Origin of the sequence: Sorangium sp. So ce834, assembly GCF_051521425.1 — a bacterium.
Classification (GTDB): domain Bacteria; phylum Myxococcota_A; class Polyangia; order Polyangiales; family Polyangiaceae; genus Sorangium; species Sorangium cellulosum_D.
Map to the genome: position 1 here is coordinate 11141882 of NZ_CP150351.1, position 15026 is coordinate 11156907.

The following is a 15026-nucleotide window of genomic DNA, read 5'->3' on the forward strand; positions in this document are numbered from 1 at the left end:
AAAGCTCCTTCCCCCGAGCCGCCCCCGCGCCTCGCTCTTCCTCACTCCTTCGTCAGCGCGCGGGTCATGAGGTCGACGACGGCCTGCGGCGGCGGCTTTCCCTCGTAGAGCATGCGGTACACCTCGACCGTGATCGGCGCGCTCACGCCCAGCTTGTCCGCGAGGTCGTACGCGCTCTTCGCCGTCTTCACCCCCTCGGCGACGTGCCCGAGGCCCTCGAGGATCTCCTCGAGCTTCCGTCCCCTGCCCATCTCGAGCCCGACGGTGCGGTTGCGCGACAGCTCGCCCGTGCACGTGAGCACCAGGTCGCCCATCCCGGAGAGCCCCGCCAGCGTGAGCGGGTTCGCCCCCTTCGCCGCCGCCATGCGGCCGATCTCCGCGAGGCCGCGCGTGATGAGCCCGGCGCGCGCGTTGTGGCCGAGGCCGAGGCCGTCGCAGATGCCGGCCGCGATGGCGACGACGTTCTTGAGGGCGCCGCCGACCTCGACGCCCACGACGTCATCGGACGAGTAGACCCGGAACCGATCCGTCGCGAGCATGCGCTGCACCGCGTGCGTCTCCCGCGGGCCCCTGCCCGCGACCACCACGGTGGTGGGCTGGCCGGCCGCCACCTCCCGCGCGAAGCTCGGGCCCGACAGGTACGACAGCCGCGGCTCGGCCTCGCGCCCGAGCTCGTCGACGAGCACCTCGCTCATCAGCATCAGCGAGTCGTTCTCGATACCCTTCGTCGCGCTGCAGACGAGCGCGCCCTCCGGGATGTGGCGCCTGGCCTCGCGGACCACCTCCCGCAGCGCGTGCGACGGCACGACCACGACGACGAGCTCCGCGCCGCGGAGCGCGCCATCGAGATCGCCCGTCGCGCGCAGGCTCCCGGGCAGCTCCACGCCGGGCAGGTAGCGGTGGTTCTGGCGCTCGCGCTCGATGCGCTCGGCCAGCTCCCCCTGGTGCGCCCAGAGCGCGGTGGGGTTGCCCTTGTCCGCCAGCAACTTCGCCAGCGCCGTCCCCCAGGCGCCGGCCCCGATGACTGCGACGTTCGCCATGGAGCGACCCTACCACCACCGGCGCGCCGGGCCGAAAGCGGCGTGCCCCGCGCCCCCGGCTGAGCGGACGCACGCGGCGCGCCGCTCGATCCGCCGGCGTTTCGACTATGCTGCGCCCATGCTCTTCCGCACCGCCGCGCTGCGCGCGCTCGGCCTCGCGCTCTGCCTCTCCGTGCTCGGGACGGTGGGCGGCGCGTGCGGCCAGGGCGCGCTCGGCGTCATGCCGGGCGTCGTCAACGATCCGGGGAACCTGTCGCTCCGCAGGGCGATCCTGTCCTTCGCGACGAGCCAGCTCTGCAGCGAGATGCGGAAGCGGAGCGTGCCGCTGCGCCTCCGCGACGAGGATCCGGTGACCGGCCGGTTCTACCCGGGCACCTGCGTCGCCCAGGAGCTCGCGAACGGCAACCTCTTCCTCCAGTTCGGCGGCAGCGGCGTGGTCTGGACGAACCTGACCAAGCGCATGAGCTTCGATGCGAGCGCGGCCGTCGAGTACGATCACGACTTCCTGATGGATGGCGACACGATGTACGTGTACTTCCGTCAGCGGTCGACCACGGCGGCGAGCTTCACGACCAAGCTCATCGAGCAGCCCGCCGCGATCTCGCTCGGCGGCGTGTCGTTGGCCCAGGGCAGCGCGTACGCCAACGCGCTCGGCGCCCAGCTCGTGAAGACCGAGATCGCCCGGGGGTTCACGGTCATCCGCGACGACGACGGCGCGGTGCAGTTCGGCCTCGGCATCATCGAGAAGGGGCAGCGGCCCCAGGCCCCCTACGCGCGGCGCGACAACGGCCGGCTGCTCCTGGCGAACGAGCGCACCGAGGTGCACCAGGGCCAGCGCGATTACATCGGCCCGCTGGAGATCACGGACAGCGGCGAGGCCATGACGCTCACGGTCGCCGTCGACGGCGCGCCGGGCGTGGACGTGATCCTCGTGCCCCGGACCGCCGGCGAACAGTGGCTCCAGGCGTACCTGACGCAGGCCGCGCCGCCGCCGCTCTCCGCGGCGCCCCTGCTCGACGAGCCGGTGTACTCCGGCGCCCCCTGGCGGCGGACGGTGCCGCTGCCCCAGGGGCAGTATTACCTGGTCATCGACAACACGAACACCGCTGGGCGGACGCAGCCGACGACGTACGCCCGCGACGACCGGGCCGCCCTGGTGAGCTACGCCGTCGAGACGGGGGACGCGCCGTGACGGCGGCGGCGACGCGGACGGGAGCGCCGACGGCGCGGACGCCAGCGCCGGCGGCTCGGACGGCAACGCGGCCGGCGACGACGGACCGCTCGCCGCCCGCCGCGCCTGCGCACTTGCCGCGGCGAGGGTCGGCGTATACATAAGCTCTCTCTTGCCGCCGCGCCCCGATGAACAACCCCAGAGCGTCCCGTCGGTCGCGGCCAATCGGCCCGCAAGCTCGGAGTTCCGATCCCCGATGAGGGGCAGCTCGAGCTCGGAGCCCCGCGTCAGCGCGGCCAAGGCGACCGGAGGCGCTGATGCGCGTGGGGCCGGCGGCTCCCCTCCGCCGGGCGGCCGGGACGGCCGGGTGCTGCGCTTCCTGTTCCACCTCGTGTGGATCTGCCTCGTGCCGTTCGCGCTCGCGGTCGTGAACGTCTGGCTGCTCACCCCGTCGTCCGAGAGCGGGAGCACCCAGCCGCTCCGCGTCTTCGTCGCCGAGCAGCAGATCCCGGCGGGTATCGTGCTCTTCACGATCTTCGCGATGATCCTCTGGCGGTTCCGCTACGAGCTGCCGTTCGCGTCGGCGATCGGCGTCGGCGGCCGCCGGGACATCCCGCCGAAGGTGCGCGCCCGCTTCGAGGACGCCGCGGCGCTCCTCGAGGAGGCGCACCGGATCCTGCGCAGCCGGAAGCGCGACGTCGAGCGCGAGCTGACGAGCGGCGAGCGCGAGCAGGTGATGCAGGCGATCGCCGCCCTCGAGCGCGCGATGAGCGCCGAGACGTTCGACGCCGACGAGTTCGACGCCGCCCTCAGCCGCGCCGATCGCACGGTCGGCGAGCACCTCGGCCGCTGGCGCAAGGGCGAGATGCGCGAGTACGCCGAGTCGATCGGCATCGCCGTCGCCGTGGCGCTCATCCTGCGCGCCTTCGTCGTCGAGGCGTTCAAGATCCCGAGCGGCTCGATGATCCCGACCCTCATGGTCGGCGACCACATCTTCGTCAACAAGTTCACCTACGGCCCGCTCATCCCCTGGACCGACCAGCGCCTCTTCCCTCGCCTGCCGCCGTCGCGGGGCGACGTGATGGTGTTCAAGTTCCCGGAGAACAAGGAGCAGGACTTCATCAAGCGGACGATCGCCATCCCGGGCGACACGCTGGAGGCCATCAACGGCCGCCCCATCCTCAACGGCTGGCTCGTCCCCCACTGCCACGTCGGCCCCTACCGCTACGAGGGCCGGCAGGCGGAGCTGTTCGTCGAGTTCCTCGGGGAGAAGTCGTACTTCACGCTCTACGACACGAACCCCGACGAGACGATGTGCGTCGCGAACGACGACTGCACGCCGGGCTCCACGTGCCGGGGCGGCATCTGCGGCATGCTCCAGGGCCCCTTCAAGGTGGCCGCCGACGAGGCGTGGGTGATGGGCGACAACCGCAACAACAGCCACGACTCGCGCAGCTGGCGCGGCGGGCTCGGCGCGGGCGTGCCCTTCGAGAACATCAAGGGGCGCGCGATGTTCGTGTGGATGAGCTTCGGGCCGGGCGGCGGCATCGCGCAGGATCGCCTCTTCGTGAACGTGATGGGCCGCCCGAAGCTCCCCGGCGCGCACGAGGCGACGCTGCAGGACGGCCTCGACAAGTGCCTGCGCGAGCGGCCGCCCGTCTCCGAGACGACCCCGCCGCCCGCGCCCGCGCGCGGGCAATCCAAGCGCTGAGGCCGCCAAAACGAGCGAGCGTGGGGAGCTGCGCTCCCTGCGGCGGTCGTGTACGTTGCCCCGGCCCTCGGGCCGACGCAGCGCGTCCCCCGGCCCGAGGCGACGGAGGAGACGATGGCACGTGCGGTCGAGATGTGGAGCCTGGTGCTCGCGGGCAGCTTGCTCGCTGGAGCCGGGTGCAGCAGGGAGGAGGCCTCGACGACGAGCGCAGCGACCTCGGCGGCCTCGGCGCCCCCGGTGGCGCCCGCGGCGACGGACCTCGTCGGGTACGTGGCCACGTACCCGACCATGGAGCCCCAGCCCGGGCGCCGGCGCCTGGCGCAGCAGTTCGCCGTGTACCAGTCGGCGGACGCCACGTCGAAGGAGCTCGCGCGGCTCGACGGCGGCGCGGTCGTCGACCTCAAGGCGAGCTACCAGGACTGGATGCTCGTGGCCTTCCAGAGCGGGGGCCAGCCCACGCTGGGGTGGATCGAGCTCAAGGTGAACGACAGCCGCGCGACGGCCGTGACCGACGCCGAGCCCCGCCCGGCGGCGGCGTCCGCGTCCGCTGCGCCCAAGACGGCCGACGCGGGCGCGCCGACCGCCGGGGGCACGGGCACCGACGCGGGGACGACCGGCTCCGGTACCACCCCCGACGCGGGGGCGACCGGCTCCGGCACCACCCCCGACGCAGGGACGACCGCCGTCGGCGACGCGGGGGCGACCGGCTCCGGCACCACCCCCGACGCGGGCGCGGCGGACGGCGGCGCGCGGCGCAAGATCATCCTGAAGAAGCCGTAGGATTGTGCCGACGGGGTGAGCAGCCCGAGCGCAATTTTCTGATGGGCGCTCGCTCGTTCGCGCGCCACGCTACACAGGCCCGAGGCGCCCGAGCGCCAGCTGCGTGCGCCTCGAACCTCCAGACAGGAGCCTGGTGCATGAGCGACACGATGTGGGCGCTGACGTACAACCGCGAGAAGCAGCCGTGGGAGTCCACCGTCGGGCTGTCGAAGGACGAGGTCGAGCGCCCGGCGATCAACGAGGCGAAGGACTACCACGATCGCGCGAGCGTCCTGGTGAAGCCGATCATGACGGGCTTCTGCGGCTCGGATCGCGGCATCTGGTTCCGCGGCGCCTTCAAGGACATGATCTTCAAATCGCTCGATCGCGACCGGAAGGCGACGCGCACGATCGGCCACGAGCTGCTCGGCCGGGTCGTCGACCTCGGGACCGACGCGCGGCGGACCTTCGGGCTGGAGGTCGGCGACATCGTGTCGACCGAGAGCCACATCGCCTGCGGCGCCTGCTACCAGTGCCGCATCGGCGACACCCACGTGTGCGCCGACGACAAGATCATCGGGATCAGCGAGGATGGCTGCTTCGCCGAGCTCGTCAAGCTGCCGGCGAAGAACCTGTGGCGCACGGACATCGCGAGGATCCGGCCGGAGGTCGCCGCGGTGCAGGAGCCGTTCGGCAACGCCGTGCACGCGTGCACCAAGGTGAACCTCCGCGGCAAGCGCGTGGCCATCTTCGGCTGCGGCACCATCGGCCTGTTCGCGGTCGCGATCGCGCGCGCGATGGGGGCCATCTACATCATCGGCGTCGAGCCGCTCGAGCGGAACGCCGAGATGGCCCGCCGCCTGGGCGCCGACGTGGTCCTGCGACCGCACCGGGCGAGCCCCGAGCGTCCCCACGCGAGCGATCCCGAGCTGACGGAGCGGGTGCGCAAGCTGACGGACGGGGTCGGCGTCGACGTCGTGCTCGAGATGAGCGGCGTGAACAGCAGCGTGAACAACGCGATCCACGCGGCGAGGCGCGGGGGCGACGTGATCCTCTTCGGCCTGAAGAGCGGCGACGCGGTGATCGAGAACTTCGATCGCCTCATCGTCGACGGCATCAGCCTCCACAGCGTGATCGGCCGCCGCATGTTCGAGACGTGGCACATCACGCGCCACCTGCTCGAGTCGCGCGATCCGAACATCCACGACCTCATCTGGGAGGTCATCCTGAACCGGGGCCAGGAGACGGTGTTCGATTTCAACGACTACGACCCGGCGGCCTTCCAGGAGGCGATCTCGAACCACCCCAAGGTGATCCTCCGGTACTGAGCCGGTCAGCCGACGACGCCGAGCTGCCGGCCGACCTCGCGGAAGGCCTCGATCGCCCGATCGATGTGCGCGGGCTCGTGCGCGGCGGAGAGCTGCACCCGGATGCGGGCCTCGCCCTTCGGCACGACGGGGTAGGAGAAGCCGATGACGTAGATGCCCTCGGCGAGGAGCGCCTTCGCCATCTCGTTCGCGAGCCGCGCCTCGCCCAGCATGATGGGCACGATCGGGTGGATGCCCGGCTTGACGGTAAACCCGGCCTGCGTGATCCCCTGCCGGAAGCGGCGCGCATTCTCCATCACCTGCTGGCGCAGCGAGGGCTCGGCGTCGATGAGGTCGAACACGGCGATCGAGGCGCCGGCGATCGCGGGCGCGAGCGTGTTGGAGAACAGGTACGGCCGCGAGCGCTGCCGGAGCAGGTCGACGATCTCCTGCCGGCCGGTGGTGAAGCCGCCGCTCGCCCCGCCGAGCGCCTTGCCCAGGGTGGAGGTGATCACGTCGACCCGGTGCATGACCCCGCAGAGCTCCGCGGTCCCGCGCCCCGTCTGCCCGATGAACCCGGTCGCGTGCGAGTCGTCGACCATCACCATCGCGCGGTACTTGTCGGCGAGATCGCAGATGGTATCGAGCTTGGCCAGGTATCCATCCATCGAGAACACGCCGTCGGTGGCGATGAGCCGGAGCCGCTTGCCCTTCGTCTTGCGGAGGATGTCCTCGAGGGCGGCCATGTCCCCGTTCGGGTAGCGGTGCCGCTCGGCCTTGCAGAGGCGGATGCCGTCGATGATCGAGGCGTGGTTCAGCGCGTCCGAGATGACGGCGTCCTCCTCGCCGAGGAGCGTCTCGAACAGGCCGCCGTTCGCGTCGAAGCAGGACGAGTAGAGGATCGCGTCCTCGGTGCCGAAGAAGCGGGCAATCCTTGACTCCAGCCGGCGGTGCAGGTCCTGCGTGCCGCAGATGAAGCGGACGCTGGAGAGGCCGAAGCCGTGCGAGTCGAGCGCCTGCTTCGCCGCGCCGATCACGGCCGGGTGCGACGACAGGCCAAGGTAGTTGTTCGCGCAGAAATTGAGGACCGAGGCGCCCCCCTCGGTCCGGATCGCCGGCCCCTGCGGCGTCGCGAGGATCCGCTCTTCCTTGTAGAGACCCGCCGCACGGATGTCCTCCAACGCCCGTGCGTACAATGACCGAGCGACATCGAACATGGATGTCTTTATAAAACGGGGCTCTCAGCGGGTCGACGGGGGAACGCCGTACGGTCCTGCCGCGCGGCGCTGCTCGCCGGCCTGAGCGCCGGCGGGCGGACCCGGACACGAGAGGCAGGGTGCGCGCGCCTTTGTCGCGCGCGGCGCGGCAGAGGCCTACTCGATCCCGGAGCGCCGTGGCAGAACGGCCGCGTTCGGCGCCGCGCGATCGCCGCGCGGCGCGCGCGTGCGTGCGCCGACGCGCCGGGCGCACGAGCGCCGCCGGGAGGAGCAGGCATGACGGAAGCCAGGGGGGACTTCCGGCGGAGCGCCGGCGTGCTGTGCGCCGTCGCGTCGCTGTCGGCCGCCGCGGGCAACCCGGGTTGCAGCCGCGCAGAGGACGCGCCGGGACGGACCATCGCGGGCTCCGCCGCGGGCACGGTGGGCGCGACCACGACGAGCGGTGCGGGCGGCGGGGGGGGCGCAGGCGGCGATGCTCCCTACGCGATCTCGACGCTCGCCCCGGCGATCGCGTTCGACGCGACGCCGGACGCGGGCGCGGCGTACGTGTACTTCACCGGGATCGACGCGGACGGCAGGGCCGGCGTCTTCAGGACCAGCGCGCGCGGCGGCGCGGGCTCCACCGAGATCGCGGTCGGACCGCCCTTCGTCGCGCCGCTCGGGATCGCGGCGAGCGCGGACGGCGGCCGGCTCTTCGTGGCCGATCCGGGCGCGGGCAGCGCGGCGCTCGACGACGCGGGCGCGCTCGACGCGGGCGCGCTCTTCGCGATCGACATGCCCGGCGGCGCCGTCGCGCCGGTCCGCGGCGGCGAGGGGATGCGCGCGCGCGGCCTCGAGATCGTCCGGGGCGCGGACGGCGAGGAGCGGATCGTGTTCTCGGGGCGCGATCGCGAGGGCGGCCAGCCCGGCGTGTTCGCCCTGCCGGCGCGCGGCGGCGAGGCCTCCGCGATCGCCACGGGGAGCCCGCTGGTCGATCCGAGCGGGGTCGCCGTCGCCGGCGGGGGCGCCGTGTTCGTGTGCGACACCCTCGCGAGCCCCGACCGGACGGCGACGATCTTCCGGATCGAGGACGGCTTCGTGAGCGCGTTCGCGACCGGGCTCCACGTCGGCTATCCGTGCGGGCTCGCGCTGACGCGCGACGACGCGGCGCTGCTCGTGCTCGCGCGCGACGTGGCCCGAGGCGCCGACGAGGTCGTGCGGATCGAGGTGGCGTCCGGGGCGCGCTCGGCGACGCCCACCGGCGCCCCGGGCCACGACGAGCCCGGCGGGCTGCACCGGGCGAAGGGCGCCGACGTCTTCGCGTTCGTCGATCACAGGGCCCAGGAGCAGGGCTCGGTGTTCCTGCTCGGGCCGTGAGCTGCAGAGGAGCGATGGGAGGACCCGCACGCATGATCCACCGACCGTCGCGCGTCGCCGCCGCCATCGCGGCGTGCGCCGCGCTCAGCGCACCCGGCCTCGCCGCCGCGTCGAGCCACCGCGAGGCGCCGGCGATCGCCGGGGATCCGGCCGCCGACAACACCGATCTCTACGCGTGGGTCGAGGGCGCGAACCTCGTGATCCTCGCGAGCTACATCCCGCTCGAGGAGCCCGCCGGCGGGCCGAATTTCCACGGCTTCTCGGACGACGTGCTCTACGAGGTGCACATCGCCCGCGGGCCGTCGAGCCTCGAGGACGCGCTGACCTACCAGTTCCGGTTCTCGACCACGCCGTACCGGGCGGCCGATCCGGCGGGGCTCACGCCGGCGCCGAGCGGCGGCAACGAGTTCTTCGCGCAGCTCGCCGGCGCGGAGCAGACGTACACCATCACGAAGATCGAGGGCGGAGCGTCGAAGGTCATCCTGGCCGACGCGCCGGTCGCGCCGCCGAACATCGGGAGGCGGACGAACCAGCTCGCCTACCAGATCACCGGCGGCGGCTACCCTGCCTTCGCGACGTCCTCGAAGTTCCTCAAGCAGATGGCCGGCGGCGAGGGGCGCGCCTGGGCCGGGCCGCGCGACGACGGCTTCTACGCCGACCTCGGCCGCGCGTTCGACCTCGCGGGGCTGTGCCCGCTCCTCGCGGCGCCGAACCCGTCGTGCGCCGGGCGCGACAACCTCGCCGGCTTCAACGTCCACGCGCTCGCGCTCGAGATCCCGCTCGCGGTGGTCAACGGCGGGTCGGCGCCGACGCCGGGGCCGAGCGACCGGCAGACGCTCGGCGTCTGGGCCTCCGCGAGCCGCCGCAAGGTGCGGATCCTGCGCGCGAACGGCAAGGAGGATGGCCTGGGGCCGTGGGTGCAGGTGTCGCGGGTCGGCCTGCCGCTCGTCAACACCTGGATCATCGGCCTGCAGGACAAGGACAAGTACAACCGCGCGCACCCGCGCGACGACCTCGCCAACTTCGGGGCGTACTTCCTGAACCCGATCCTGGTGCGCGACGCCGAGTTCGCCGGCCTTTACCGGGCCGGCCAGCCGCTCGCGGGGTTCGATCCCGAGGCGCTGAAGCAGAACCGGACCGACCTCATCGATCTGTTCAACCTGAAGCCTGCGCGCCTCGGGGGGCACAACCTGGAGACGGTCGGCGACGTGCTCCGGATCGATCTGGGCATGCCGTCGGCCTTTCCGAACGGCCGCGCGCTGGTGCCCGGCGCGGATCATGAGCAGACCGACGTCACCGACGCCGTGCTCACGCTGCTCCTGACCGGCGCGCCCGGGACGACGGCGGGCGACGGGGTCGCGGCGAACGACGCGCGGTTCCTGCCGGCGTTCCCGTACCTCGCGACCGCCTGGGAAGGCGCGACCCAGGGGCATTTCCGGCCCTGAGCCGGCCGTCGCGGCGCCGCGCGCCCGTCACGGCGCCGCGCGCGTCACGGCGCCGCGTGTGTCACGGCGCCGCGCACGCGCGCCCGGCGCAGCGGCCGCGGCACTCGGGGTGCGCCTCGGCGTAGCGCGTCTGGCGGGTGACCGCGGCCAGCGCGTCGACGGAGAGGCCGCACGGGCCCGCGGCGCGCGGGGCGCGGCAGATGCCCGCGTCGGTGGGTCCGACGCCGTCGCAACGCAGCCCGTCCGCGCACTCGAGCGACGACCGGCACCGCGCCCCCTCGCCGAGCGCGCCCCGGACGATCCCCTCGCACGCCGATGGAACCGGGGCGGCGACCGGAGCGACCCAGTCGCACCCCTCGAGCGATCGCGCCATCGCCTCGACGCAGCGGCCGACCGCATCGGTCGACAGGGTCACGGCCTTCGCGCGGAGCGCGAAGCTCAGCGCGCGCGCGCACTCCGCGCCGGCATGGAAGCCCGGACCGCCGCCGCAGCACGCCGCCTTGCGCCGCGCGGGGAGCGCGTGCAGCGCCTCGCACAGCCGCGCCGCGAGCGGATCCGGCGCGCCCTCGGCCTTCGGGTAGACGGGGGCGATCTCGTCGCCGACCGGGGTGTCGGCGGGCGGCGTCGGTGAGGAGCCGCTCGGCGAGGAACCGCTCGGCGAGGAGCCCGTGTCCGGCGAGGACGCTGCTGTCGCGCCCGCGTCCGGCGGGGGCGCCCGGGTCTCGCCTGTGTCCGGCGGGGATGCCGCGCCCGCGTCCGCGTCCGGCGAGCTGCGCTGCGCGCGCGCGCAGGCGGCGCCGAGTTGCAGGATCAGCGCCGCGGCGCAGAGCCGCCGCAGGCGGTCGCGATCCGTCGAGACAGGCAATGCGATCTCCTCCGCGCTGCGCGCTGCTGGCCGATCGAGCGATGCGCTGGAGCGGCGAGCTTGCCGGCGCCGATCGGCGAGGCAAGCTCTTTCGCGATCGGATCGAGGTCGCGACGCCTCGGTGAGAAGCGCGGCTCGCCCCGGGCGGAGCTCCTGCGCGAAAGGAGGTCGGCGCTCCGATGCTGAGACGAACGGCTCGCCTCTTCGCCCGCGTTGTCCTGAGCGGGAGCCTCGGCTGCTCCGGGCGCTCGCGCGCCGACGCCGTCCCGGCCGCGCCGGCGTCGTCGGCAGCGCCAGCGTTGCCGGCCGCGCCAGATTTGCCGGCCGCGCCAGCGTTGATCGCGCGCCCTGACGAGGCGCCGGCGCCCTCGAGCCTCGACGCGGCGCGCAGGCTCGCGCTCGCGGCGCCGGCGGGCGCGAGCGCCGCGGATCGCGAGATCGAGGCGCTGGCGCGGCGGCTCGCGAAGGCGCCGGGCGGCGCGGATCTCTGGAGCGCGCTCGGCTTCGCGTGGATCGAGAAGGCGCGCGCCTCGGGCGATCCGTCGCTCTACCGCCGCGCTCACGCGTGCGCGGAGATCGCGATCGCGCAGGCGGAGGGCGATCGCGCGTCGCTCGCCCTGCTCGGCCTCGCGCTGCTCCACGACCGCAGGTTCGTCGAGGCGCGCGACGCCGCCGAGCGGGCCCTCTCGCGGGACGGGGGCGATACGCTCGCGCTCGGGACGCTCAGCGACGCGGAGCTCGGGCTCGGTCGCTTCGAGGCGGCGGTCGCGGCGGCGCAGCGGATGGTCGATCTGCGGCCGGGCCTGCCGTCCTACGCGCGGGCCGCGCACCTCCGCTGGCTCCAGGGCGACGCGGCGACCGCGAAGCGGATCATGCGCCTCGCGATCGACGCGGGCGATCCGCGCGAGCCCGAGGCGCTCGCGTGGGCGCTGACGCAGGCGGCCGCGATGTTCTGGCACGAGGGCGACCACGAGGCCGCGGACCGGGGCTTCGAGCGGGCGCTGGCCGCGCAGGGCGAGTATCCGCCGGCGCTCGCCGGCAGAGCGCGCGTCGCGCTGGCCCGCGGCGCGTGGAGCCGCGCCGTCGAGCTGCTCGAGCGGGCCCACCGGCAGAGCCCGGAGGCGGAGATCGCGTGGCTGCTCGGCGACGCGAGGGCGGCCGCTGGCGACCGCGCCGGCGCGGCGCGGGCCTACGACAGCGCGGTCGCCGCCGGGCGCCTCTCCGATCGCCGGACGCTCGCGCTGTACTACGCGACCAAGGGCCTGGAGCGCGACGAGGCCGTGCGGCTCGCCGCCGCGGAGCGCGCCGCCCGCGGGGACATCTACACCGAGGACACCCTCGCCTGGGCGCTGTACCGCGCCGGCAGGCTGTCCGAAGCGCGCGCCGCGAGCGACAGGGCGCTGGCCCTCGGCACCAGGGACGCGCGCCTGCTCTATCATGCGGGGGCGATCCGGATCGCGCTGGGAGACCTGGAGCACGGCGAGCGGCTCGTGCGCGCTGCGCTCGATCTGAACCCGAGGTTCGATTTGACGGGAGCCGCGGAGGCCGAGCAGCTCCTTGCGCGGCGGACTTCCCGCGGCGGCCGAGCCCGCTGACGGCGCGCCCAGCGCGCGTCAGACGGCGCGCTGGGCGCGCATCAGGCCGAGTCCGATCTCGCCGCCAGCGACCTCAGGTGTCGTATTTCACCGTCGATGGGATCACCAGCGGTGGAGGAGCGATCGCGGGCTGCGACGGCGCACGAGCGGGCTCATCGGCGGAGCCAGAGCCCGGCTGGCTCTTGGGTGGTTGGCCGTGGAGCTCGCGGAGCCGGGCGGGAGCGGGCTCGACCGCTGTCGGGGCCTCCTCCGCGGCCTCGCCCTCCGCGGTCGCGACCGGGGGTATGCTCACGGCGGGCGGAGGTGGGACGAACATCCTCGGCACCCGGATGGAACGGGCGATCGACGCGACCTCCGGGAAGCTCGTGGCCATCCGCTCGACAAACGCCGCACGGGCCGCATCATCGGGGGCGCTCGCAGACGCTTTCGCGACCCGCAGCGCCGACCAGAGCTCATAGTACCAGGCGGAGAGGGAGGCATGCGCTTCCAGCAGGTCACGAATGGTATCCTCGGAAACGATGATGTTCTTGCCCATGGGCGAGAGGATACATGACCGAGCGGCGCCTCCCACCTGGTTCGAACGGCACAATCCCCGAGGACTCGGCGCCTGACGGCCGCTCCGCGGGCGAGGCGCGCGGCGCGCGCCGCGGCGTCGCGGCGGCGGCCGACGGCGCCACGCCGCTCAGGATCATCACGTATAACGTCCGCTACTTCGGGCACGGCACGCGGGGCATCGCCTCGACCAGCGCCGCGATCACCCGGATCGCGACGACGCTGGCGCGGCTCTCCCCGCTGCCCGATCTCGTGTGCCTCCAGGAAGTGGAGACGCAGTCGCTGCGCTCCTCGACGATGAACCCGCGCTGGCACCCGGAGGAGACGCAGCTCGATCGCCTGATGACCGAGCTGCACGCGGCGCTGGTGCACGCAGAGCGGCCCGAGCGCTACGTCGCCTACTACTTCCCCGCGCACGCCTACAGGCTCACCTCGCGGACGAACATCTACACGACCGGGCTCGCGGTGATCGCGCGCGACACGTTCCGCATCGGACACCACAACGCAGAGCGCCCGCACGACATCACCCACCGGCGGAGGGTCAAGCGCCTGAAGCAGACGCGCATCTGCGCGCATGTGTCGTTCGAGCACGAGAGCGGCCAGACGTTCGATGTGTTCAACACCCACCTCAGCCTGCCGAGCGTGTTCTCGAGGGAGTTCTGGACCGGCGAGGCGCGGATGGGGTTCGGGCCGAACCAGCTCGAGGAGGCGCGCGTGCTCGCCGACTTCGTCCGCCGCGAGCGCCGGAGCGACAACTTCGTCGTGGTCGGCGACTTCAACTCGCTGCCGGGCTCGTCGGTCGATCGCTTCCTGCGCGAGGAGATCGGCTTCGTGGACGCGTTCGCCAAGGTCCGCTGCCTCTCCGAGACCGAGGCGCGCGCCTTCCCGACGGCCGGCTTCATGAACCTGCGCATGCACCTCGATCACGTGTACTCGTCCGAGCGCCTCGAGTGGCTCGACTTCGCGGGCACGCACCCGTTCGGGCACAAGGGCGCCTTCGCCGGCCTCTCCGATCACGTCCCGCTGATCGCGCGCTGCCGCCTGCCGGGCACCTCCGGCTGACCGCCGCGCCGCGCAGCGCTGCCGCCGTGGCGCGTCCGGGCGCTCACCCCGGCAGCCAGAGCAGGTCGTCCATGATGGGCTCGAGGCACGCGGAGATCTGCGGGCCGAGATCGCCGCCGCACGCGAGCTTGCCGAAGCAGGCGCGGACTTCCTGCCGGCCGCGGCTGTTCATCGCGCCGATCGCCCGCTCGAGCTGCGGGCCGAGCCCCTCCTCGAGGCTCTGCCGGCAGGTGTCGTAGTCGAGGTCTCCGCACCCGGCGATTCGACCGCAGAGGACGGCCATGAACGGCGCGAGATCCGACCGCGGAAGCGTGGTGGCCGTCATCGCCTCGGAGCCGCAGCGGCTCACCTCCTCCGCGTAGGCGGCGGTGAAGGGATCGCCCTCGAACCGCCTCAGCGCTGCCAGCGAGCACTCCGAGGTGGCGCGGAGCATCCTCGGCGAGGCCATCGTGGTCATCCGGGTGCATTGCTCGAACTTGGGCCAGCCCTTCGATTGCTCGGTGGCCCGCTCGTAGAGCGCCTCGAGGTACACGCACCACGCGCGCTGCGCCTCGCGCTGCTCGCGTTGCTCGCCTTGCGCGCGTTGCTCGACGGTCCCCCTCCGCTGCTCCCCCCGCCCGTCGCGCGCCTCGGGCGCGGGCCGCGCGGGCGACTTGGCGGGAGCCGCCTGCGGCGGTGAGCCGCCGCATCCCGAGGCCAGGGCTGCAGAGATCAGCGAGGCCGCGCCGAGCATGGACAAGGCGGCGCGGGAGCTGCGACCACGGATTGTGCGTTTCACGAGAGCCTCCCTTCGTCGGACAGGCTGCGAAGCAGCTTTCCTGGCCATCGAGGCCATGCGCGTGCAGAACCGGCCCAGCGACGGTGCACGTGCACAGCGCAGGCCACGGCCGCGCCGGCGGAGGCGGCCGCGAGCGAGCGGGGACGCTCGGGGGGCGAGCGCGGCGGG

General features: G+C 73.4%; 13 protein-coding genes. 8 read left to right on the forward strand and 5 right to left on the reverse strand.

Translation table 11 applies throughout. The features are described 5' to 3' along the window. Nucleotides 1–41: 41 nt before the first annotated feature. On the reverse strand, nt 42–1040 hold the full coding sequence (locus WMF20_RS40935; protein ID WP_437607129.1) for an NAD(P)H-dependent glycerol-3-phosphate dehydrogenase: 999 nt from the start codon (nt 1038–1040) through the stop codon (nt 42–44). 118 nt (nt 1041–1158) lie between these two features. Here WMF20_RS40935 and WMF20_RS40940 point away from each other — a divergent pair, with 118 nt between their 5' ends. The 4 genes from WMF20_RS40940 (at nt 1159) to WMF20_RS40955 (ending at nt 6009) form a co-directional block, all read left to right on the forward strand. Continuing rightward, nucleotides 1159–2232, forward strand: a complete 1074-nt coding sequence (locus tag WMF20_RS40940) for a hypothetical protein (RefSeq protein ID WP_165374448.1) — start codon at nt 1159–1161, stop codon at nt 2230–2232. A gap of 235 nt (nt 2233–2467) precedes the next feature. Then, nucleotides 2468–3922 carry a signal peptidase I gene (gene lepB / locus WMF20_RS40945; RefSeq protein WP_437607130.1) on the forward strand — a complete coding sequence of 485 codons (1455 nt, stop codon included), beginning with the start codon at nt 2468–2470 and terminating at the stop codon, nt 3920–3922. Nucleotides 3923–4036: 114 nt separating this feature from the next. Then, nucleotides 4037–4702 carry a hypothetical protein gene (locus tag WMF20_RS40950; RefSeq protein WP_437607131.1) on the forward strand — a complete coding sequence of 222 codons (666 nt, stop codon included), beginning with the start codon at nt 4037–4039 and terminating at the stop codon, nt 4700–4702. Between the two features lie 137 nt (nt 4703–4839). Next, nucleotides 4840–6009 (forward strand): zinc-binding dehydrogenase, encoded by a 1170-nt coding sequence (locus tag WMF20_RS40955; RefSeq protein ID WP_437607132.1) that lies wholly within the window; start codon nt 4840–4842, stop codon nt 6007–6009. Between the two features lie 5 nt (nt 6010–6014). On the opposite strand, the gene kbl is transcribed toward WMF20_RS40955, so the two are convergent. After that, nucleotides 6015–7205, reverse strand: coding sequence for a glycine C-acetyltransferase (gene kbl / locus WMF20_RS40960; RefSeq protein ID WP_437607133.1), 1191 nt, complete (start codon nt 7203–7205; stop codon nt 6015–6017). A 276-nt stretch (nt 7206–7481) separates the two neighbouring features. Between kbl and WMF20_RS40965 the strand changes: the two genes are divergently transcribed. After that, nucleotides 7482–8561, forward strand: coding sequence for a hypothetical protein (locus tag WMF20_RS40965; protein ID WP_437607134.1), 1080 nt, complete (start codon nt 7482–7484; stop codon nt 8559–8561). A 32-nt stretch (nt 8562–8593) separates the two neighbouring features. After that, nucleotides 8594–10006 carry a DUF4331 domain-containing protein gene (locus WMF20_RS40970; protein WP_437607135.1) on the forward strand — a complete coding sequence of 471 codons (1413 nt, stop codon included), beginning with the start codon at nt 8594–8596 and terminating at the stop codon, nt 10004–10006. 61 nt (nt 10007–10067) lie between these two features. Here WMF20_RS40970 and WMF20_RS40975 read toward each other — a convergent pair whose 3' ends face one another. After that, nucleotides 10068–10871: a hypothetical protein gene (locus tag WMF20_RS40975; protein WP_272826765.1), complete on the reverse strand. Its 804-nt coding sequence runs from the start codon at nt 10869–10871 to the stop codon at nt 10068–10070. A 179-nt stretch (nt 10872–11050) separates the two neighbouring features. On the opposite strand from WMF20_RS40975, the gene WMF20_RS40980 reads away from it, so the two are divergent. Then, complete coding sequence (locus tag WMF20_RS40980) at nt 11051–12466, forward strand: hypothetical protein (RefSeq protein WP_437607136.1); 1416 nt, start codon at nt 11051–11053, stop codon at nt 12464–12466. 73 nt (nt 12467–12539) lie between these two features. On the opposite strand, the gene WMF20_RS40985 is transcribed toward WMF20_RS40980, so the two are convergent. After that, complete coding sequence (locus WMF20_RS40985; protein WP_437607137.1) at nt 12540–13001, reverse strand: hypothetical protein; 462 nt, start codon at nt 12999–13001, stop codon at nt 12540–12542. Between the two features lie 14 nt (nt 13002–13015). Between WMF20_RS40985 and WMF20_RS40990 the strand changes: the two genes are divergently transcribed. Then, nucleotides 13016–14080, forward strand: coding sequence for an endonuclease/exonuclease/phosphatase family protein (locus tag WMF20_RS40990; RefSeq protein WP_129579347.1), 1065 nt, complete (start codon nt 13016–13018; stop codon nt 14078–14080). A gap of 43 nt (nt 14081–14123) precedes the next feature. Here the strand turns inward: WMF20_RS40990 and WMF20_RS40995 are convergent, their stop codons facing one another. Further along, nucleotides 14124–14858, reverse strand: coding sequence for a hypothetical protein (locus tag WMF20_RS40995; RefSeq protein ID WP_437607138.1), 735 nt, complete (start codon nt 14856–14858; stop codon nt 14124–14126). Nucleotides 14859–15026 lie beyond the last annotated feature (168 nt).